This window comes from Kineosporia babensis, from assembly GCF_021129305.1.
GTDB lineage: Bacteria > Actinomycetota > Actinomycetes > Actinomycetales > Kineosporiaceae > Kineosporia > Kineosporia babensis.
Map to the genome: position 1 here is coordinate 137,343 of NZ_JAJOMB010000017.1, position 21,121 is coordinate 158,463.

Here is a 21,121-nt window from a genome sequence, read left to right on the forward strand (position 1 = left end):
GAATGACCGTGTGGCAATGGGATCCGTCGCTCTACTCGGGGAGCGCCGACTACTACGCAACTGGGCGCATGCCCTACCCGCCGAGCGCGGTGCAGGCGATCCAGCAGACTCTCGGCCTGGACGGGACCGGCCGGCTGCTCGACGTGGGCTCCGGGCCGGGTTCGCTGACCTTCCCGCTGACCCGGTCCTTCGCCGAGACAGTGGCAGTGGACGCCGATGCGGCGATGGTCGAGGCCGGCCGGGCCGAGGCGGAATCCCTTGGCCTGCACTCGATCTCGTGGCACGCGCTGCGCGCCGAGGAGCTGGGCGCCGAGCTGGGCAAGTTCCGCGTGGTCACGTTCGCCCAGTCGTTCCACTGGATGGAGCAGGCCCGGGTGGCGAACATCGTGGCCGGGCTGCTCGAGGAGGGTGGCTCGGTGGTGCACGTGGCCGCCAGCACCGACAAGGGCACGGGCGAGACGCCGCGGACCGCGCTGCGCTTCCCGCAGCCGCCCTGGGCCGAGATCCGCGAGCTGGTCACCCGTTACCTGGGCGAGGAGCGCCGGGCCGGGCAGGGCGTGCGGCCGCTGGAGATGTTCGACGGCGAGATCGAGGTGTTCGCGGCCGCCGGTTTCGGTGACCCGCGGATCATCGAGGTGCCCCACAACGTGGCCCGGGTGCGCACGGTCAAGGAGGTGATGGCCGCGGTGTACTCGCTGTCGTACTCCGCGCCGCACCTGTTCGGGGAGCGCCGGGACGAGTTCGACCACGAACTGCGGGAACTGCTGACGTCGCACGCGGCTTCCGGTGTGATGTTCGCCGAGCAGGTCGGTTCGGTGCGGCTGACCTTCTGGGACGCCCCGGCGGTGCCGGTTGCGCCGGTGAAACCGGTGAAGAAGGCCAAGACGCCGGCTCCGCGCAAGGCTCCCGCGGCCCGGAAGGCGGCCACGCCTCGCAAGGCTGCGGCTGGTAAGACCACCACGCGTAAGTCGGCGGCCGGCAAGACAGCCGCCAAGAGCGCCTCGGCCGAGCCGGGAGTGCCCGCGCCCCGGCCCAAGACCCGGCGAGCCACCAAGAAGGCCGCTCAGTAGCCGGGCCGAGAACTGGGCAAGGGCGTCAGGTCGTAGAGCTCGAGATCGGTTCGGGTTCGGCGGCCTGGCGCTCGGGCTGGGGTTCCTCGCGGGAGACCAGCAGCCACAGCGCCAGCAGGGCCAGGATCGCCCACCAGCTGTAGGTGTTCTGCACGATCCGGGCCAGGAAGTTCGGCACGTCGTTCCCGGCCAGCAGGTTCGCACCCCACCAGGGCATCCGGACCCACAGGAGCACCGCGCCGGCCACCACGACCGCCACCCGGCGCCAGTCCCGGCCGCTGCCCAGGATCGCGCCGAGCACCACGACGCCCCAGTGCATGTGGTGCACCCAGGAGACCGGCGAGATCAGGTAGGCCATCATGCCCAGCACCGCGACCACGGCCACGGGCTGGCCCAGCCGATCGAACTTGCGGGCCAGAGGCAGGGCGGCGGCCAGCACCGCGACGATCATCAGCAGGTTGATCGCGGTGAAGGCCAGGCTCTCCTCGTCCGGCCCGATCCGCAGCAGCACGCCGCGCAGCGACTGGTTCGAGGTGCCGCCGTTGGGCCCGAGGCGCTCGGGGTTGAGCAGCGCGTCGGTCCAGTAGGTGGCCGAGGCCGGGGGCAGGAGCAGCCAGGCGACGATGGTCACCCCGGCCGCCGTGCCGATCGAGGTGGCCAGCACCTTCCAGCGCCGGGTGAACGCCCAGTGCAGCCAGAACACCCCCGGCGTGAGCTTGACCGCCGTGGCCAGCGCGACGCCTACCCCGCTGCCGCCCGCCCAGGTGCCGCTCTCGCGCGAGCGCCGCGTCAGGTCCCACAGGCACAACGCCACGATGACCGCGTTGACCTGACCGAACCGAACCCCGTCGGACACCGGCAGCAGCCAGACCCCGCCCGCCGCGAGCACGCCCTGCACCAGGCCGGCGCGGTGGCCGAACCGGCGCAGGAACGGCCGGAAGGCGATCCCGACCATCCACCACAGCAGCGCGCACTGCAGCACCGTCCACGCCCAGCCCATGACCGAGAACGGCGCGATGAGCAGGGGAAACGCGGTGAAGGCGGCGAACGGCGGGTAGGTGAAGGGCAGGAACTGCGGCTGGGTGGTGCGCAGTTCGTAGAGCGGGAACCCGGTGACCACGGCCCGCGCGCCCTCGCGGTAGACCTCGAGGTCCACCTGCCAGTTCTCGCGCGGGTAGCTGACCAGGTAGTGCCAGGCCAGCGGCAACGCGGAGGCGGTCAGCACGACGATCCCCAGCATCAGCCAGGGCGCGCGCTGCCTGAGCGTTCCAGCGTTGTCCACGGGGTCGATTCTTGCGTGCCCACCTGGCAAACGCTGAACGCCCCTGGTCAGACCGCTGATCTGGGGTGGCCTTTGTCCTCAGCGTCCACGCTTGCGGTGGTCCGGTCGATCGCGGATCAGCCAAGGGTGGCCAGCCCATACAGTGGCGCAGGTGAGATTCGGACTGCGGAAACGGTGGGCGGCGCTCGGCGTCCTGACAACGCTGATCGCCGGTGCGGCGGCACCCTCGGCGACGGCTGCAGCGGCGGTTCGTGGCGCCGACTCCTCCGTGCCGGGTCCGGTGGTGCTGCTGGGTACCGGCGGGCTGCGCTGGAGCGATGTCACCGACGAGCACCCGGCGCTGTCGGGGCTGCAGGAGGCCGGCTCCTCGGGCTGGCTGGCGGTGCGCAGCGTGCGCTCGACCACCTGCCCGGCCGACGGCTGGCTCGGCGTCTCGGCCGGGGCCCGGGCCGGGGACGCCTCCGCGAACGACGGCGAGGCGGTCTGCCGGGATCCGCAGGTCACGGTGGGCCAGGCCGGTCAGGCGGGCACGGTTGACCAGTGGGACCGCTACCTGAGCGCGGCCCAGGCCGAGGACTTCGACGCCAAGCCCGGCCTGCTGGGCGACACTCTGGCCGCCAACAGCGTGGACAGCGCGGCGGTGGGGGCCGGCGCGGCGATTGCCCTGGCCGACTCGACCGGTGGCGTGGCCAACGCCTGGGCCGGGAGCACCGATGATCCGGAGCAACTCGCCGCCGACGTGGACGCCGCCCTGGCCACCGGGCCGGAGGTGCTCGCGGTCGATCTCGGCGCCGTCATCGACCCGGCCGAGCAGGAATACAAGCAGCCCAAGAACATTCCCGCGCTGACCGGTGCCTACGCCCGGCCCCGGGCCGAGCAGGTCACCGCGCTGGAGCAGCGGCTCGAAGCAGTGCTGGCCGAACTCCCGAACGACGCCACGGTCTACCTGGCCTCGCTGGCCGACTCCGGGTCCAAGTCGCGGCTGCGGGTACTGGCCGCGACCGGTCCGGTGCCGGGCGGCGGCGACTACGGCGACTCGCTGCTCGGTAGCTCCTCCACCCGCCAGGACGGCCTGGCTCAGACCACCGACCTGTTCCCGACCATCCTGTCCGGCCTTGGGGTAAGCGTTCCCGAATCGGCAGTGGGCTCGGTGGTGCGCCCGGCGGCCTCCGGTATGGAAGACGCGGCGCGCGAGCGCAAGCTGCTCGACATCGACCAGGCCTCGATCGCAGTCACTCCGATCGTCCCGGTCTTCTTCGTGGGCATCGTGGTGGCCCAGGTGGTGCTGTACCTGGCCGCCACCTTCGTGATGCGCCGGCGCTCGCGCAGCCTGGACGCCGCTCAGGTGGCGGGGCGCCGCATCGTGCTGCTGCGCTGGCTGCGGCGGGTGGCCGTGGTGTTCGCCTGCATCCCCGCCGCCACCTTCCTGGCCAACCTGCTGCCCTGGTGGCGGGCCGACCACTCCGGCCTGGCGGCCACCGCGGCGACCATCCTGTTCGTGATCCCGATGGCGCTGATCGCCAACCTCGGGCCCTGGAAGCACGCTCTGCTGGGCCCGATGGGCGCGGCCGGCGGGATGACCATGCTGGTGCTCGGCGCCGACGTGGTCACCGGTTCACATCTGATGCTCTCCAGCATGATGGGCCTGCAGCCGGTGGTGGCGGGCCGGTTCTACGGCTTCGGCAACCCCGCCTTCGCGATCTTCGCCACCGGTTCCCTGCTGCTGGCCGTAGCCCTGGCCGACACCCTGGTCCGGCGCAACCGCCGGCTCCTGGCCGCGGCCGCGGTCGGCGTGGTCGGCATCGTGGCCACGATCATCGACGGCACCCCCGGCTGGGGCAGCGACTTCGGCGGCCCGCCCGCGATCATCCCGGGCTTCGCGGTGCTGGCCCTGCTGGCCCTGGGCATCCGGATCACCCTGCGCCGGGCCGTGCTGATCGCCGGCGTGACGATCGTCGCGATCACCCTGATCGCCCTGCTGGACTGGCTGCGCGGCCCGGAGCAGCGCACCCACCTGGGCCGCTTCGCGCAGACCGTGCTGGACGGCGGGGCGTTCACGGTGATCCAGCGCAAGGCCGCGGCCAACCTGGACATCCTGTTCACCTCGCACCTGACCATCCTGGTGCCGTTCGCGGTGGCTTTCGTGGTGCTGGTGCTGGCCCGCCCGGTGTCCTGGGGTGTGCGCCCGCTGCAACTGGTCTACGACCGCTCGCCGGTGCTGAAGGCCGGGCTGATCTCGTTCGGCGTGATGATGCTGATCGGCTTCGGCGTGAACGACTCCGGTGTGGCGATCCCGGCGGTGGCCGCCACCGTGGCCCTGCCCCTGCTGATCGCGATCAGCGTGCGCGCACTGGAACTGGCCGACACCGACCCGTTGCCCGCAGCCGAGGTCGCCAAGGCTCCGGCCCAGAGCGAGAAGGCGGAGTAGAACGAGCTAGGCCGGAACCAGCATCTCGTTCAGCGTCTTGCGCGTCTCGGCGGGACGGTTGCTGATGATCACCGAGGCGCCCGCATCCAGACAGACGCGGACCTGCTCAGGGGTGTCGACCGTCCAGACATGAAGGTCGCGCCCGCGCGCCCGGATCCGCTCGCCGAGCCGGGGGTTCTGCGCGAGCAGCTCCACGTCCGGGCCGATCGCCACCCCGGCCGGCACCTGCTGGTCCAGCATCGCCACCGGCATCCGGCGTTCGACCAGGTAGACCAGCGACAGCGTGGGGGCCAGGGCGCGCATCCGGCGCACCGCCAGGGCCGAGAAACTCATCATCCGCACCGGCGAAGGCCGCTCGGGGGTGTGCTGGTCCCAGCCGAACTCCTTGAGCAGCTGCAACAGCTTGCGCTCGACCAGACCGCCGTAACGGGTGGGGTGCTTGGTCTCGACCGCGATCTGCACCGGCCGGTTCAGGTCGGCGACCACGCTGAACAGCTTGCGCGCGGTCAGCAGGTGCGAGCGGTCGGACATGCTGACCACGTCGGGCGCCTCGGTGCTCAGGTCGCCCTGCGCGCGGGACAGCTTCTTCCAGGAGCCCCAGTCCAGGCCCTCCAGCTGCGCCAGCTCGAGGGTGGAGACGATGCCGGTGCCGTTGGAGGTGCGGTTCACCGTGCGGTCGTGCACACAGACCAGGTGGCCGTCGGCGGTCAGCCGGACGTCGCACTCCAGCGCGTCGGCGCCGAGTTCGATGGCTTGGAGATAGGCCGCGAGCGTGTGCTCGGGCTCTCGGTCACTCGCCCCCCGATGAGCGACTACCTGGGGCCGTTCCGATGTCACGCGGAAAAGCGTGCCACACCAAAGGCGCTGGTGAGAGCCTGTCCCGCGAATGCTCGCCGGCCGTTAACACCGGCGTTCCCGGCCGGTCGCGTGCGATGCACGCAACCGGCCGGGAACCACCGACGGTTTAAGGGGGAGGCTCAGGCCTGCTTCTTGTCGGCCTCGATCTCGAGGACCAGCTTGACCTTGTCGGACACCAGGAAGCCACCGGTCTCCAGGGCGGCGTTCCAGGACACGCCCCAGTCGGTGCGGTTGATCGTGGCGGTGCCCTCGAAGCCGGCCTTGACCGTGCCCCACGGGTCGCCACCGACGCCGTTGAACTCCCACTTGATGTCGACCGGCTTGGTGATGCCCTTGATCGTCAGGTCACCGGTGAGGATCAGGTCGTCACCGTCGAGCTTGGCCGAGGTGCTCTTGAAGGTGATCTTCGGGTTGTTCTCGGCGTCCCAGAAGTCGGCCGAGCGCAGGTGGCCGTCGCGCTGCTCGCTGCCGGTGTCGACGCTGGTGGCGTCGATCTCGATGAACGCGCTGGAGGCCTCCGGGTTGGCGGCGTCGATGGTCGCCTCGCCCGAGAAGGTCTTGAACTGGCCACGCGTGGTGGAGATCATCGCGTGCTTCACGGCGAAGCCCACGGTGCTGTGACCGGCGTCGATCACCCAGGTGCCGGTGAGCTCGGCGGGGAAGTTGCTCATGATCTGTTCTCCCTGAAGTCGTCGGTGGGCGGTGCTGGTTGAACCCTAGATGATTCAACGTTCATCTAACTACCTCTGCGCGGATAAATTCCCGCGCTTGGCCGAACGGCAACCGTCCCGTCACCGAGATCGGGCGCCGACGGCGATCCCTTGAAAGGATCTACTCATGTCCGTTGCCACCGGCCGCCCGCCGATCGCCCCCAAAGTCTCCGGTTCGGCCGAGGCCGACGAGATCCGCCGGGTCCGGCTGCGGCGGATGAAGCTGGTCGCCACCACGCTGCTGGTCATCGCCGCGGTGATCTACCTGCTCACGCTCAACCAGGACGGCTGGCTCGGCTTCGTCAACGCCGGCGCCGAGGCGGCCATGGTCGGCGCCCTGGCCGACTGGTTCGCGGTGACCGCGCTGTTCCGGCACCCGCTGGGCCTGCCGATCCCGCACACCGCGCTGATCCCCACCCGCAAGGACCAGATCGGCGAGAGCCTGCAGGAGTTCGTGGCCGACAACTTCCTGTCCGAGGAGATCGTCCGGGAGAAGATCCGCCAGGCCGAGGTCACCAGCCGGGTGGGCAGCTGGCTGGCCGAGCCGGAGCATGCCGAGCGGGTCGGGGCGGAGCTGGCCACCGCCGGGCACGGCGTGCTGAGTGTGCTGCGCGACGACGACGTGGCCGCGATGCTCGAGCAGGTGGTGGTCCCCCGGGCCGCCGACATTCCGGTGAGTCCGCTGGCGGGCGGGTTGCTGGACGGAATTCTGGACGATGGCGCGCACCGGCGGCTGGTGGACCTCCTTCTCGATGAGGGACGTTCGTGGCTGGAGACCAATCAGGAGCGGGTGATGCTTCTGGTCACCGAGCAGGCCCCCGGGTGGACCCCGCAGTGGGTGGACAACCGGATCGCCACCCGGGTCTACACCGAGATGCACCGCTGGCTGAGCGAGGTCTCCGACGACCAGCAGCACCCGGCCCGCCAGGCCCTCGACGACCTGCTGCGCCGCCTGGCCCGCGACCTGCGCACCGATCCGGAGACCCAGGCCAAGGTCGAGGCGATCAAGATCCGCCTGCTGGAGCACCCGGAGCTGCGCAAGGCCACGATCGCGCTGTGGTCCACGGTCCGCCGGATGCTGATCGACGCCCTGGCCGACCCGGAGGGCGAGCTGCGCCGCCGGATGGTCTCGGCCCTGGTGGACCTGGGGGCCCGGCTCTCCGGCGACAAGACCCTGCAGGCCCGGCTGGACAGCTACGCCGAGGACGTCATCGGCTACGTGGTGCGCAACTACGCCGGCGAGCTGTCGATGGTGATCAGCGAGACGGTGCAGCGCTGGGACGCCGAGGACGCCTCCCGCAAGATCGAGCTGCACGTGGGCCGCGACCTGCAGTTCATCCGGATCAACGGCACCGTGGTGGGCGCCCTGGCCGGCCTGGTCATCCACAGCGTGAGCGTGCTGCTCTCCTAGACCTGATGCTTGACCGGCCGCGCGGGCGAACCTAGGCTCGGCGAAGGTCAAACGTTTGACTGCGAGCGAAGGAGCCGCCGGTGGACCTCCTGTCCAGACTTGGTGGGGACGAAGCCCTGACCGCCGTGTTCGCCGAACGCCGGCTGATCGAGGACTGGCTCCTGGTCGAGGCCCGGCTGGCCGAAGCCCTTGAGGCAGCAGGCGTTATCGCGACTGGGACGGGTAGCCGGATCGCCGCGGCCTGCCGGTACGAGGCGATCGATGTCGAGCGGCTGTGGACCGAATCGGCCAACGTCGGCTACCCGATCTTCCCACTGGTGAAGCAGATCTGCGCGGCGCTGCCGGCCGAGGACGCGGCCCACGTGCACTACGGCGCCACCACCCAGGACATCATGGACAGCGCCCTGGCCCTGCAACTACGCGATGCGGCCGCCCGGCTGAACGAGCTCCTCGCTGAATTCGGCGACGCCCTGGCCGAGCTGACCGAGGCGCACGCAGAAACCGTGATGCCCGGCCGAACCCACGCCCAGCAGGCAGTTCCGACCACGTTCGGGGCCAAGTGCGCGGTGTTCCTGGACGAGCTCACCCGCCACCGCACCCGCCTGGCCAGGGCCCGCAAGTCGGTCAGCGTGGTCTCGCTGTTCGGCGCCGGCGGCACCTCGGCCGCGCTCGGCAGTGCCGCGCCCGCGGTCCGTGCCGAACTGGCCCGCCGTCTCGACCTGGCCGATCCACCCGTCCCCTGGCACGTATCCCGAGACCGGGTGGCCGAACTCACCCAGACCGCCGCGCTGATCGCCGCCACCTGCGTGCGCTTCGGCCGCGAGATCATCGACCTGTCGCGCACCGAGATCGCCGAAGTGGCCGAGGCCGACGGCGTCTACCGCGGCGCCAGCTCGACCATGCCGCAGAAGGCCAACCCCATCTCGTCCGAGCTGGCTGTGGGTTTCGGGGTGATGGCCGAAGTCAACGCCCAGGCCGTACTTCGTGCGCTGGAGGTGGGCCACGAACGCGCGGCAGGGGAATGGCAGGTGGAGTGGCAGGCCGTACCCGCGGCCCTGATCGCCACAGCTGGCTCCTTGCGGTCAGTTGCCGCAATTGCCTCTGGTCTAAGGGTTTTCCCAGAAAGAATGCGGCAGAATCTGAACGCCGACGGTGGGCGCCTGATGTCCGAGGCCTACATGATCTCGCTGGCCGGGAAGTTGGGCCGGGACAAGGCGCACGAGGTGGTCTACGCGGCAGTGCGCACCTCCCGCGAGCAAGGCCTGCCGCTCCGAGAAGCAGTGAAATCCGCTGCTGGTGAGGCAATCTGGTCCGTGGTCGAGCCCAGATTGCCCGAGCCCGAAGACTACATCGGTGCCGCGCCGCAAGCCTGTGCGGCCGCGGTAGAAGCTTGGCGGTCCAGAACCTGAACCGACCCACTCGCAATCGACGCGTACCCCGCCTCCACCACCCGCAACGTCTGCAGGGCATCCGAAGCCGTGGTCGGCGCCGCCCCCGCACCGGCAATCTCCAACAGCAGGGCCCGCATCGGCCCAGCAAACGCATCCGGAATCCAACGGGTGCTGACCGGGTAGGCCAGCCACCCGTCCGTTGGTAGTACTGAGCTGTTGAACTCCAGCGTGTCCGGACGGCCGTGCGGGTAGTCGTACAGCAGGCCGATGGTGCCCCGGATCGACCCGGCCGAACCGTCGATGCGCAGCGTGGCCCACTGATCGCCGGTGATGTTCTCGTGATTGACGTTGACCAGGGCCCGCGCTCCCGAGGCGAACGTCATGGTGGTGGTCGTGCGCGTCTCCCCGACGGCCAGCTGCCCGGGGCGGCGGCCCGCCACGCAGTACACCGAGTCCGGGGTGCCCAGGAAGGAGCGCACGGTGTCGAAGTAGTGGATCGAGTGGTACATCAGGTCGAGCTTCGGGGACTTGACCAGCCAGGGCCAGGCCGACCAGTCGGTGATGATGCTGACGTCGATGGTGACCGCGGTGACCTCGCCGATCCAGCCGGCCTCGACGATCGCCCGGGCCGCGGCCATGCCCTCGCCGTAACGCATCTGCTGATTCACCACGAGCGAGCGCTGAGCGGCCTGAGCCTGGGCCACCAGCTGCGCGCCGAGCCCGGAGCTCACGGCCAGCGGCTTCTGCGCCAACACGTGCTTGCCCGCCGCCAGCAGGGCCTGGACGATGGCGGGCTGGGCCTCGGGGAACACCGCCACGTCGACGACCTCGATCTCGTCGTCGGCCAGGATCTGCTCCAGCGTGTAAGTGCGCGGCAGATCGAACTCGGCCCGCACCGCCTCGGCGCGAGCGACATCCAGATCGCAGATACCCAGCACTGGTAGCCCAGCCGCGCGGTAGGCCGGCAGGTGCGCGAGGCGGGTGATCGCCCCGGCCCCGACCACCGCGACGGGCCGGTGCAGTTCGGCCGCAATGGTCAGGTCACAGGCTTGAGCGAGAGGGCGCAGCCGGTCCAGCACGTGATTCTCCGCTTCTTCGCCGAAGATGAGCCTTGGCCATCAGATCACCGCGTGATAGGGATAGTCAATCGTTTGATCTCAGACGGACATGGGGGACATGGATGCCGTTAAGGATTCTCGGCCGGGCCTTCGACGGGTTCGACCGAGCCTTCACCAAGCAGCTCCAAAACCTCGATGTGGAGCACGAACTCGTCGACATCCTGGAGCTGGAACGGCGGGTGGTGCACACCCGGGCGCCCGAGGCCGACGTGCTGCTCCTGATCACCGACTGGCTGCCCGCACTGATCGAGGCCGGACGCCTGCTGCCGATCGAAACCACCAGCATCCAGGGCTGGCCGGACGCCTACGCCCCCGCGCTGCGGCAGTTGCAGCAAGGGCCGGACGGGCGCACCTACGGCGTGGCCTATCACGACGGGCCCATGCTCTTCCTCTACCGCACCGACCTCTACCGGGACCCGCAGGAACAGGCCGGGTTCCGGGAGCGCTTCGGCTACGAGCTCGAGAACCCGCTGGACTGGAACCAGTTCATGGATCAGGCGATCTGGTTCAACCGGCCGGAGAAAGGACTCTACGGCACGGTGCAGGCCGGATTCCCCGACGAGCACAACCCGGTCTACGACTTCCTGACCCAGCTGTGGAGCCGCGGCGGAGACCTGATCGTAGGCGGTCGGTCCGGCCTGGACAGCGCTCCGGCCCTGGAGACGGTAGCGTTCTTCCACGACCTCTGGCACATCAGTCAGGTGGTGAATCCGGCTGCTGCGCAATGGGACAGCGTGGAGTCGGGACAGCGGTTCGCGGCCGGTGAAGCGGCGATGATGGTGAACTGGGCCGGATTCGCCTCACCGCACGACGGCTGCGCGCCGGTGCCCGGAGCCACCACGATGAACGCCTACTGGGTGCTGGCCATTCCGTCCGATGCCCCCGATCCGCAGCAGTCCCAGGCTCTGATCCGGAAACTCGCCACACCCGAAATGGACGTCGTCACCGCCCTCTCGGGAGGCTCCGCAACTCGCCGGGACTCCTGGGCCAACCCACGCGTCCGTTCATCGGCGCCCTATTACGAGGTATTGGAGACGGCGCACCGCAACTCCCGCTCGGTTCCTTCCGATCCGCGGTGGCCGAGGATGGCGGGAATTGTGAACGAGTTGATGCGCGGATTGATCGCCGACCGCAAGGGTTTTGAGTCGCTGCAGGACGCGCACGAGAAGCTGAACCGGCTACTGACCTGACGGTGCAGCAGTGGATTCCCTTATCACGAGCACGGTCTCGTCACCCACGACCTCTTCCACCGGCTGATCCGGCGGCGTTCTCAGCAGCAGATCCACCGCCCGGGCGCCCAAGGTCTGCAGCGGCATCCGCACCGTGGTCAGGGCCGGCACGAGGTGCTCGGCCAGCGGCAGGTCGTGCACCGCCACCACCGAAACATCCTCCGGAACCCGCAGCCCCCTGCGCCGCAACGTGTTCAGCACCCCAACCGCCATCGCGACGTTGGCCACGAAGATCGCGGTCGGCGCCGGACCTTCGTCCAGCAACTTAGCCGTTGCCTCTGCTCCCCCGCCCGGCGTGTAGTCGCCCGCCGCCGTCTCTACGTCTTCAGGTGTTACCCCAGCCGACTTGAGCGCCTTGACGTAACCACTGCGCCGCCGCCGCGCCGTATCCGCCCCCGCCGGCCCAGCCACGTGCGCAACTCGCGAGTGTCCCAGGTCCAGCAAATGGTTCACCGCGATCGCCGCGGCGTGGGTATCGTCCAAGGTTACGTGGCGGTTCCACGTGCGCCCGCCGTGCCGGTTCACCAGTATCCAGGGCAGCCCCAGCGTGGCCAGCATGCTCTGATCGGCCGCGGTGAGCTGACCCCCGGCCAGCAGCAGACCGTCCACCCGACCCTGCCCGAGCAGCTCCAGATAGCGCCGCGGGCCCGTCCGGTTCCCCGACGAAGAGCCCGTGACCAGCACATACCCCCGGGCCAGGGCTGCGCTCTCGGCGCCGGTGATGATCTGGGCGTAGACCGGGTTGGCGAAGTCGGGGATGACCAGGCCGAGGGTTGCCGCCTTCGACGTGCGCAGGCTCCGGGCCGCGATGTTGGGCCGGTAGTCCAGCTCCCGTACCGCCGCCAGCACCCGCTCCCGGGTCTCCGGGCGGATCACCAGCGCGGGGTCAGAGTTGATCACGCGGGAGACCACGGCCTTATCCACCCCGGCCAGTCGGGCTACGTCTACCAGCGTTGTGCGGCCGGGCTTCGTCGGGGTCACTGCTCTCCGGGGGGCTGTACCAGTTCCAGGGTGATGTCGTCCGGATCGAGAAAGTAGCAGGTGAACCCGCCGGTGTTGATTCCGGCGGTGATCCGCTGGGGCTCACTGACGAAGCGCACCCCAGCCCGGGTGAGCCGGGCGTGCTCCCCCGGCGCATCCGGCACACAGAGAGCCAGATGCGCCGCGCCGGGACGATGCCGGTGGTGCGGACCGAAGCCCTCTCCCCGGGGCTGCCGGTACTCCACCAGTTCCAGATCGTGTCCGCTCCGGCCGCGCGGCTGACCCGGCACTGCCAGCTGAGCCACCCGCAGATCGGCGTCGGGGTAGCCCACCAGCCGGCGGGTGTACTCGTTGTTCTGGGCCTGGCGGTGGATCAGCTGGAACCCCAGCAGCCCGGCGTAGAACTCCACCGAGCGGTCGAGGTCGGCGACCGTGAAGCTGAAGTGCCATACCCCGTGCATCGGCGTCTACCCCTTCACCAGGGCTCGAAGAGCGTCGGCGATCTGCGCGGTCTGCGGGAGTACGGCCTGGGCCAGCGCGACGGCGGCGGGGATGCGCGTGTCTTGGGCGCCCAGCCGTCGCGGCGGTGCCTTGAGGGGAACGCCCGCCTCGACCACCCGGGCCACCACCTCGGCGCCGAAGCCGCCGGTGACGTTGGCTTCGTGCACAACCAGTAGACGTCCGGTGCGGCGAACGCTGTCCTGCACAGCTTCCGTGTCGAACGGGTTGAGCCAGACCGCCTCGATCACGTCGGCGCCGATCCCTTCGGCCGCCACCAGATCTGCCGCGGCCTGGACTGATGCACTGATCGCGCCCCAGGTGACCACGGTGACGTCGTCACCGCGGCGCCGCCGGCGGTGCCCACCGATCGGCTGGGGTGGCTGGTTGAGCTGGACCTCAGCCTTGGCTCCGGGGTAGAGCGTCCGATTCTCGATCACGACCACCGGATCGTCGCAGGCCACGGCGGCGATCAAGACGTCGTGGGCGTCTTGCGCGCTCACCGGCATGGCCACCCGGATACCGGGTACGTGCAGGAGCAGCGCCTCCAGGTTCTGCGAGTGCTGGGCGCAGGCTCCGGGGGCGTTGCCCTGCTGGGTGCGGATGGTCAGCGGGGCGCTGAGGCGGCCTTCAGAGACGTAGCGGACGTTCGCGGCCTGGTTGACGATCTGGTCGAAGGCCACCAGAGCAAAATCCATCCACATGATCTCGACGATCGGCCGGCGTCCCATCATCGCCGCCCCTACGGCCGCGCCGAGCATGGCCGTCTCGGAGATGGGGGTATCGAAAACGCGCTCCCCGAAGGCTTTCTGCAGACCACGCGTCACGCCGAACACGCCGCCGGGGAGAGCCACATCCTCGCCGTAGAGGATCGTCTCGGGGTATTGCTCCAAGCAGCGGGCCAGGGCTGCGTTGACCGCGCCGCCGTAGGTGAGCTTGACCTTGTCAGACATAGAGGTGCTCCAGCGCGGTCGACGGGTCTACGGGCGGATCGGCGAGTGCTCGTTCGGTGGCTTCCTTGATCTCGCGCCGGGCCTTTTCTTCAACCCCGTCCACGATTTCATTGGGGACGCCGGCGCCCTCGAGTTGCCTCCGGAACCTTTTGATCGGCTCGGCTTGCAGATCGGCTTCCAGTTCGCCCTCCGGCCGGTACTGCTGGGCGTCGCCGATGTAATGCCCCACGATCCGCCGGGTTTCCGCCTCCACGAAGGTCGGGCCTAATCCATGCGCAGCATTTTGCCGGGCCAGGGCGATCGCGGTACTCACCTGCACCGGGTCATTCCCGTCGATCCGCACCGCCGGGATGCCCAGAGCTCCGGCGCGGGCCGAAAGGTCAGGGTTGCGGACCATGTCTTCGATCGGCGTGAGTTCACTGTACCGGTTGTTCTCGCACACCAGAATCACCGGAAGACTTTTCACCGCGGCCAGATTCATCGCCTCGGTAACGCCGCCCTGGTTCATCGCGCCGTCCCCGAAAACCGCCAGCGACACCCGTCCACTGTTGTCGAACTTCGCCGCCAAAGCTGCCCCGACGGCAATCGGAACCCCGGCCCCGACGATCGAGTTCTCGCCGTAGAAACCGTATTCCGGCGCCGAGAAATAGGCCGAACCACCGCGCCCGCCATTCACCCCGGTCTTACGCGCTAGCAACTCGGCCAGAATTCCGTGCGCCGGAACGCCCCGGGCCAATGCCCAACCGTGCCCCCGATAAGTAGCGAAGACTGCATCCTGGCTCTTGAGCTGGGCGCAGGCCCCGACCGCGATCGCCTCCTGCCCATTGGCCAGATGCACCGATCCGACGATGTCGCCGTCCAGCCGCAGCTGCTGAACCGTCTCTTCCAGAATCCGGATCCGCCACATTCCCAGCAGGTGTTCCAGGGGCTCGGCCATTCAGTCCATCTCCAGTCCACCGTCGACGTTCAGGGCCTGGCCGGTGATGAAAGAGGCCAGGTCACCGGCCAGGAAGGCGACCACCGCAGCCAGCTCGGCCGGCCGTCCGACCCGGTTCAGCGGGGTGCGCGCGGCCACCTCGTCCAGATATTTCTGCCCGGCCCCACTACCGAATTCCCGATCCCGGTCGGCCATGATCTGCGCCCACATATCGGTCAGGAAAACGCCCGGGCAGACCGCATTCACCCGTACCTTGGGTGCATAGGCCAAGGCCGCCGATCTGGTCAGGCTGAGCAGGGCGGTCTTGGTGGCGGAGTAATCCACGGCATTGGCGCGGCCCGAACGCCCGGCCACCGAGGACAACGTGACAATGCTGCCGCCCTGATCGGCCACCATCAGCTCGGCCGCAGCCCGGGTGGTCTGAAATACCCCGGTCAGATTGATATCCAGGGTGCGCTGCCAACTTTCGTCGGTGACTTCGGCGAACGGCCGGGTCTGCATGATCCCCACGGCATTGACCAGGATCCTCAGCGGCAGTTCGTTCGATGTGGCCTGCGCTCGGGCCACGATTTCGCGGGCCTCGCGCGGGCTGGAAAGATCACATTCGAGCTTATGGACGGTTGGCCCGCCCCAGTTTTCGCCCTCACCTTTGGCTGGCTCACTTTTGACTGGCTCACCTTTGACTGGCTCACCATCAGCTCGCTCAGCTTTGGCTCGCCCGCCGACCGGCGCCAAGGCGCTGGCCTGAGCCAGCAGCTCGCCGACCGCCCGGTCCAGCCGCACCCCGGGCAAGTCCGCCAACACCACGGTGGCCCCACACCCCAGCAACGCGGCCGCACACGCCTGACCCAGACCACCCCCGCCCCCGGTGATCAGCGCCGTCCTACCAGCCAGATTCACCGAAAGCCCTTGCCACCCCGCACCTGCACCAACACCCGCGCCCCCGCCGGTGTTCTCAGCGGTACCCACACCGGCGCCCGGATCCGGCCCAGAAGCGCCGTCGCCGAACTGCGTCATGTCCGTCCCCATCGACCGGTCAATCGTTTGAGCGACCGTACGACGACCACCGTGCCTCGTCAACCAGCTCATCGGGAAGACAAAAGTCGCTATGACGTCGTTCTGTCTTCCCGATCCCGATGGCGGAAGGCGCTCTGGCTGAGTATCGGGATGACTAGAAGGAGAGGTAGATAGAGCTAGAAGGAACGATCGAGAGGTTCAGTCGCCGGCCTGGCGGCGGAGGTAGCGGCCGAAGTGCGGCACGGTGAAGGCGATTCGACCGCGTTCACCGCTGTAGATCAGGCCCTTCTTGATCAGGGAGTCGCGGGCCGGGGACAGCGACTGCGGCTTTCGGCCCAGGAGCACCGCGATCTCGGAGGTGGCTACGCCGGCGTCGGCCATCGACAGTCCGGCCGGTAGTTCGGCGGAGACGTCGGCCATGGCCCGCAGATACTCGCGTTCCGACGGGGTGGCTCGCTCGTACCGGGAGCCGAAGAAGCCCACGGCCAGCTCGGCCTCGGCTTCGGGGGCGGCCACTCGCACGTCGTCGGCGGTGATCGGGGTGCGCGGAGCGACGTCCCAGGCCACCTTGCCGTAAGCCTGGATGAAGTAGGGGTACCCGGCCGTGACCTCGTACATCTCGGCCAGGGCGTCCTCGGTGAAGTCTGCTCCCTCTTCCTGAGCCGGGCTGCGCAGAGCCTGGGCGGCGGCTTCCGGGTCCAGGCGGTCGATGCGGGCGTAGCGGAAAAGGCGCTCGGAGTATGACTTGCTGGCCGAGAGCACCGCGGGCAGGTGGGGCAGGCCCGCGCCGACCACGACCAGGGGCAGACCTTGCTGGCCGAGTTCGTGGCAGGCGGCGCAGAGGGCGGACACGTCTTCAGGCAGCAGGTCCTGCATCTCGTCAATGAACACCGCGACGCCGCGCCCGGCCCCGGCTGCCACGCCGGCGATGTCGGTGAACAGCTCCACCAGGTCGATCTCGATGTCGCCAGAATCGGCACGGCCGGACACCGCGGGCACGTCGATGCCAGGCTGCCAACGGTCGCGCAGCGCGGTCTTGCCACGACTGGACGGGGCCGCAGGCTCCTTCATGGCGAAGGACTTCAGGACGCCGAGCACATGCGTGGCATCGTCCCGATGAGCCGGACCAAGCTCCCGAATGGCCTGGTGAAGAGCCGCAGCCAGCGGACGCCGCAGCGGAGTATCGGGCCGGGCCTCAAGCTTGCCGGTGCCCCACTGCCGCCGGACTGCACCCGAGCGCAGGGCGTTGAGCAGCACGGTCTTGCCCACACCGCGCAGGCCGATCAGCACCAGGCTGCGTTCGGGCCGACCCCGGCTGATCCGTTCTAGGACCACGTCGAAGCTGCCCAGCTCGGCATCACGGCCGGCCAGCTCGGGCGGACGCTGCCCGGCGCCGGGGGCATAGGGATTGCGCACCGGATCCACGATCAGAGCGTATCCAGGTGTCTACGCCCGGTACTAGAGCAACGAATAGCGATTTATGGGCGATTCGAGCCCCCGGCCGAATGGAGGGTCGGAGATTTCGAGCTGGGGCACGCCGGCGGGAAACGGAGAGTCGGCCCGGTTTGTGACGCGCCCGGGACCCCGGCCCCGGTCGGATGAGGCCGGATGAGGCCGGATGAGGCCGGATGAGGCCGGCTTTCACAGTGCCAAGCCGAGCGCGAAAAGGCTGGTGGGGCCGGTCAGACCAGACGGCTTCAGGTCCAGGAGCGGCCTTCGGACCGCGAGTTGTCAGGCGGATGGGGACAACTCGACGATGTGTACACCTGGTACCAGATGGACCATCTTTACACATCGCGAGTAGCCGCTCGCCGGGTCCTGTGCAATGGCACTGACTAGGAGCCGCGTGTGCATCGGGCGAGGAATGGATCCGCTCGTCGGCCGACTGGTGCGGTGACCAGCAAGACCTTGATCCGGGGCGCGATCAGCGCGGCTTGAGCACAAACATCAAGCCGTCAGGGCAGCACGTCCAGCAGCGTGCGCGGGCCGGCCACCAATGACCCCTCAGGCAGCCGCGCCCGCAGCCCCCGGTCGGCGGTGACCACGAGCGGAACCCGGCCCTCGGCAACGATTTCCTCAGCCACCGCAACTATCGTGGTGTCGCCGTCGGCGGTGGCCCGGATGACCTCGACCGGCGCGGGCCCCACCGCTCCCTTCGCCTTGCCCTCGACCACCGCGAGAATCCTGACCACCGAGAGAGTATCGCCGTCCACCGACAGTTCTGAGACTGCAGCAAGACCACCCAGCAACCGGGTGGCGGCGCCGAGCCGATCGCGCCACCACCCGTCCGGCCGACTGCCCATCACGTTCGCGACATCGACCAGAAGTACTACATCAGAACGATTCTCAGGCATCAGCCAGTTCACCGCACAGAGCTCGGGCGGTGGACCGGATCCGAGCCTCGGTGAGCTGGACGAACTCAGCGGCCGGACCGGCCGGCAGCGGGCTGTCCTTGGCCGTGACCCGGGCCAGCCGGCCGTCGTAGCCCTCCTCCAGCACCGCGGTCACGATGCTCTCGGATATCCCCCCGGTGCGCCGGGTCTCGTCCACGATCAGCAGGTTCTTGGTGGCCGAGGCCGCGCTCATCAGGTCGGCGACCGGCAAGGGCGCCAGCCAGCACAGGTCCACCACCCGGCAGCCCACGCCCTCGTCCTCCAATTGGGCCGCCACCCGCAGCGCCATCCGCAGCCCGTTGCCGTAGGCCGCGATGGTCAGGTCCGTACCGGTCCCGTGCACCACCGCGCGGCCGATCGCCAGGTGCTGGGCACCCCACTGCGCGGGCTCGGGGTAGGGCGCCAGCCAGCCGTCGTCACCATCCACAGCCAGGTCACGCTGGTGGTAAAGGGCTACCGGCTCGAGCATCACGCTGATCGTGCCGTCCGCCTCAGCTGCGGCCAGGCAGGTGCGCAGCAGGGCCGGAGCCTGGGCCGGATGAGCTGCGCAGGCGATCACCAGGCCGGGGATGTCACGCAGCCCACCGAGCGTGTTGTCCACCGTCACCGCGCCACCGAAACCGCTGTGATAGCCCAGTCCAGGCACCCGCAGGACCATCGGATTGCGGAACGCGTTGCCGCTGCTGAAGGCCAGCGTGGCGGCCTCGGTCCGCAGCAGTTCCTCGGCCGCGTGCAGGTCGTCCAGACCGAGCTCGGCGATCGGCAGCAACCCGCTGACCGCCGCGCCCATGGCCAGTCCGAGGATCGAACGGGCATCGGGCGTGGTGTCGGTGACCTGCCCGGGGCCCAGCCGTTTCTGCAGGCCCCGGGTGACTCCGTGCAGACCGCCGGCCCGGGCCACGTCGCGGCCCATCACCACAACTGCGGGATGCGCGATCGCCGCGTCGAGCAGGGCGCGGTTGATGCTCTCGGCCAGGGTCAGCGGCCCTTCGGTCTCGGGCCGGCCGGCGGAGAAGACGCTCTGGCGCTGGTCGGCCAAAGGCTCACGGGCCGCGGCCATGCCGACCACGGCCGGGCGACGCGGGGCGAGCGAGGCCATCACCTCGGCCGCGCTCTTCGGCCGGACTCGTTGCTGGGTAGCGTCTTCCAGAGCCGAGGCGACCCGGTCGCGCAGGTTCAGCAGCCGCCGGCCCACCTCCTCGCCGTTCATCGCCTCGTGCCGCACCAGCGCGTTCATCGTGGCCACGAGCGGATCGCGGGCCAGGTCGGCGGCGATCCGGCCGGGCCTGCGGTAGCCGGACTCGTCGTCCGCCCCGCTGTGCCCGCCGATCCGTACACACGACAAGTGCAATAACACCGGACGTCGGTGGGCACGGGCGGTCTCGACCGCGCGCCGGGCGGTCTGGAACAGGGCGGAGGCATCACCCGCCGAGTCGGCGGAGAAGTACCGCAGACCCTCGCGGGAGCCGAACATCGAGCGGATCCAGCCGGGCGGGCCGGAGGTGGAAAACCCGAGACCGTTGTCTTCGCAGACCAGGAGCAGGGGTAGCGGCACACCCTGACGGGACGCCCACAACGCCGAGTTGATCGCGCCCTGGGCGGTGCTGTGACCGGCCGTACCGTCGCCGAAGCTGGCCACCGCCACAGCATCGGCCGGCCAGTTCAGCCTTCCGCTGCTCATCCGGCTGCGATCGCGGGGCTGGCGGCCGATGGCCCAGGCCAGGCCGAGTGCCCGGGGTAGGTGACCGGCCACCGTGGAGGGCGAGGGCAGCACCGCGACCTCAGCATGCGCGGGGGTAGCGCGGCGACCCCCACCTGCAGGCTGTTCCACGCTGCCGGCCAGGCCCCGGGCCACGGCGGAGATGCCGTCTTCCAGCCCGGCCGAAGCCAGACGGGCCAGGTAGAAAGCGGTGGAACGGTGATGCAGCACCGCGGGGTCGTTGCTGCGCAGGGCCAGGGCCACGGCGGCGTTGCCCTCGTGCCCGGCCGAGGCCACGGTGTGACTGCCCAGCCCGGCGGCCGCCATCCGGCGCGCGGCCACGTCCAGCCAGCGGCTGGCCGCCTGGGCCTCGAACAGGTCGATCAGATCGGCCCGCAACGCCTCGACCGGCGCATCCTCGTCGGTGCCGTCGACCGGGACCATCACGTCCGAGGCCTCGTCGGTGGTCTCGGACGTCGCCTCCCCCGCGACGACCTCGGACAGCTCACCCCGGGCCAGCCGCTCCAGCACCGGCCCAAGGTGATCGACCAGCTCAGACCCGGGCCCGGGCTCGCCCAGGTCCGTCAGCGTCAGGGTCGGGGCGTCCTCAGCGGACCGTGGGTGCTTCACCGGTCTCGCTCACCATCTCGCGGCCGACCGCCTGCCAGGCACCCATGCCACCGTCGACGTTCACCGCGTCGAAGCCGTTCTGCCCGAGCCAGGCCACCGCCCGGGCGGAGCGGCCGCCGGACCGGCAGATCACGTACACCTGGCCGTCCGGGCCCTCGGGCAGTTCGCCGGTGCGGGCCGGCAGTTCCATCAGCGGGATGTGGACCGCGCCGTCGACGTGACCGGCTTCCCACTCGTCGGGCTCACGCACATCAAGGATCGCGGCCTCGGCGGGCACCTGGGCGGGGTCCACCGAGGGGACCTGCGGCGGGAACATGCAACAACCTCCGGGGGGATGATCGGGTTCCTCCATCCTCGCAGGCGCCCGCGAGCGACCGGACATCTGCGGCGGCCTGTCGCCGGTGCGGCGGATCCGGTTCTCGGCAGATCGGAGCCGGCTCTCGGCAGAACAGACGAGCAAAACGGGCAAAGCCCGGCGGGAACCCTCTGGACACCGACCGCGTCCAAACTGATGCC

General features: G+C 69.6%; 18 protein-coding genes. 5 read left to right on the top strand and 13 right to left on the bottom strand.

Annotated features, from left to right (window positions below):
* Positions 1–2 precede the first annotated feature (2 nt).
* Positions 3–1,070: a class I SAM-dependent methyltransferase gene (locus LR394_RS27345; RefSeq protein ID WP_231447322.1), complete on the top strand. Its 1,068-nt coding sequence runs from the start codon at positions 3–5 to the stop codon at positions 1,068–1,070.
* Positions 1,071–1,095: 25 nt separating this feature from the next.
* On the opposite strand, the gene LR394_RS27350 is transcribed toward LR394_RS27345, so the two are convergent.
* On the bottom strand, positions 1,096–2,352 hold the full coding sequence (locus LR394_RS27350) for a glycosyltransferase 87 family protein (protein ID WP_231447323.1): 1,257 nt from the start codon (positions 2,350–2,352) through the stop codon (positions 1,096–1,098).
* A 151-nt stretch (positions 2,353–2,503) separates the two neighbouring features.
* Between LR394_RS27350 and LR394_RS27355 the strand changes: the two genes are divergently transcribed.
* A complete protein-coding gene (locus tag LR394_RS27355) occupies positions 2,504–4,780 on the top strand; it encodes a glycosyltransferase family protein (RefSeq protein WP_231447324.1) in 2,277 nt (758 codons plus the stop codon).
* A 6-nt stretch (positions 4,781–4,786) separates the two neighbouring features.
* Here the strand turns inward: LR394_RS27355 and LR394_RS27360 are convergent, their stop codons facing one another.
* Both LR394_RS27360 and LR394_RS27365 read right to left on the bottom strand, forming a co-directional pair.
* Entirely contained in the window at positions 4,787–5,617 is an 831-nt protein-coding gene (locus LR394_RS27360) for a glycerophosphodiester phosphodiesterase (RefSeq protein WP_231447325.1), read from the bottom strand.
* Between the two features lie 140 nt (positions 5,618–5,757).
* A complete protein-coding gene (locus tag LR394_RS27365; RefSeq protein WP_231447326.1) occupies positions 5,758–6,309 on the bottom strand; it encodes a YceI family protein in 552 nt (183 codons plus the stop codon).
* A gap of 166 nt (positions 6,310–6,475) precedes the next feature.
* Between LR394_RS27365 and LR394_RS27370 the strand changes: the two genes are divergently transcribed.
* Together LR394_RS27370 and LR394_RS27375 are read left to right on the top strand one after the other, a co-directional pair.
* Positions 6,476–7,759, top strand: a complete 1,284-nt coding sequence (locus LR394_RS27370) for a DUF445 domain-containing protein (protein WP_231447328.1) — start codon at positions 6,476–6,478, stop codon at positions 7,757–7,759.
* A gap of 80 nt (positions 7,760–7,839) precedes the next feature.
* A complete protein-coding gene (locus LR394_RS27375; RefSeq protein WP_231447330.1) occupies positions 7,840–9,168 on the top strand; it encodes a class-II fumarase/aspartase family protein in 1,329 nt (442 codons plus the stop codon).
* On the opposite strand, the gene LR394_RS27380 is transcribed toward LR394_RS27375, so the two are convergent.
* On the bottom strand, positions 9,105–10,229 hold the full coding sequence (locus LR394_RS27380) for a Gfo/Idh/MocA family protein (protein ID WP_231447333.1): 1,125 nt from the start codon (positions 10,227–10,229) through the stop codon (positions 9,105–9,107). The two genes, LR394_RS27375 and LR394_RS27380, sit on opposite strands and share 64 nt — an antisense overlap.
* Before the next feature lie 101 nt (positions 10,230–10,330).
* On the opposite strand from LR394_RS27380, the gene LR394_RS27385 reads away from it, so the two are divergent.
* Positions 10,331–11,458 carry an extracellular solute-binding protein gene (locus tag LR394_RS27385; RefSeq protein ID WP_231447335.1) on the top strand — a complete coding sequence of 376 codons (1,128 nt, stop codon included), beginning with the start codon at positions 10,331–10,333 and terminating at the stop codon, positions 11,456–11,458.
* Here the strand turns inward: LR394_RS27385 and LR394_RS27390 are convergent.
* From LR394_RS27390 to LR394_RS27430, 9 genes are all read right to left on the bottom strand, one after another.
* Positions 11,447–12,478: a LacI family DNA-binding transcriptional regulator gene (locus LR394_RS27390; protein WP_231447336.1), complete on the bottom strand. Its 1,032-nt coding sequence runs from the start codon at positions 12,476–12,478 to the stop codon at positions 11,447–11,449. The genes LR394_RS27385 and LR394_RS27390 overlap by 12 nt on opposite strands.
* Positions 12,475–12,939 (bottom strand): VOC family protein, encoded by a 465-nt coding sequence (locus LR394_RS27395; RefSeq protein WP_231447338.1) that lies wholly within the window; start codon positions 12,937–12,939, stop codon positions 12,475–12,477. The genes LR394_RS27390 and LR394_RS27395 overlap by 4 nt, the downstream gene beginning before the upstream one ends.
* 6 nt (positions 12,940–12,945) lie before the next feature.
* On the bottom strand, positions 12,946–13,929 hold the full coding sequence (locus tag LR394_RS27400; RefSeq protein ID WP_231447340.1) for an alpha-ketoacid dehydrogenase subunit beta: 984 nt from the start codon (positions 13,927–13,929) through the stop codon (positions 12,946–12,948).
* A complete protein-coding gene (locus tag LR394_RS27405) occupies positions 13,922–14,866 on the bottom strand; it encodes a thiamine pyrophosphate-dependent dehydrogenase E1 component subunit alpha (RefSeq protein ID WP_231447342.1) in 945 nt (314 codons plus the stop codon). Before LR394_RS27405 ends, LR394_RS27400 begins: the two co-directional genes overlap by 8 nt.
* Complete coding sequence (locus tag LR394_RS27410; protein ID WP_231447345.1) at positions 14,867–15,883, bottom strand: SDR family NAD(P)-dependent oxidoreductase; 1,017 nt, start codon at positions 15,881–15,883, stop codon at positions 14,867–14,869.
* A 198-nt stretch (positions 15,884–16,081) separates the two neighbouring features.
* On the bottom strand, positions 16,082–17,308 hold the full coding sequence (locus LR394_RS27415; protein WP_231447347.1) for an ATP-binding protein: 1,227 nt from the start codon (positions 17,306–17,308) through the stop codon (positions 16,082–16,084).
* A gap of 530 nt (positions 17,309–17,838) precedes the next feature.
* Positions 17,839–18,237 (bottom strand): hypothetical protein, encoded by a 399-nt coding sequence (locus LR394_RS27420; protein WP_231447348.1) that lies wholly within the window; start codon positions 18,235–18,237, stop codon positions 17,839–17,841.
* On the bottom strand, positions 18,230–20,605 hold the full coding sequence (locus LR394_RS27425) for a transketolase C-terminal domain-containing protein (protein WP_231447350.1): 2,376 nt from the start codon (positions 20,603–20,605) through the stop codon (positions 18,230–18,232). The genes LR394_RS27420 and LR394_RS27425 overlap by 8 nt, the downstream gene beginning before the upstream one ends.
* A complete protein-coding gene (locus LR394_RS27430; protein ID WP_231447352.1) occupies positions 20,583–20,921 on the bottom strand; it encodes a rhodanese-like domain-containing protein in 339 nt (112 codons plus the stop codon). Before LR394_RS27430 ends, LR394_RS27425 begins: the two co-directional genes overlap by 23 nt.
* Between the last annotated feature and the right edge of the window lie 200 nt (positions 20,922–21,121).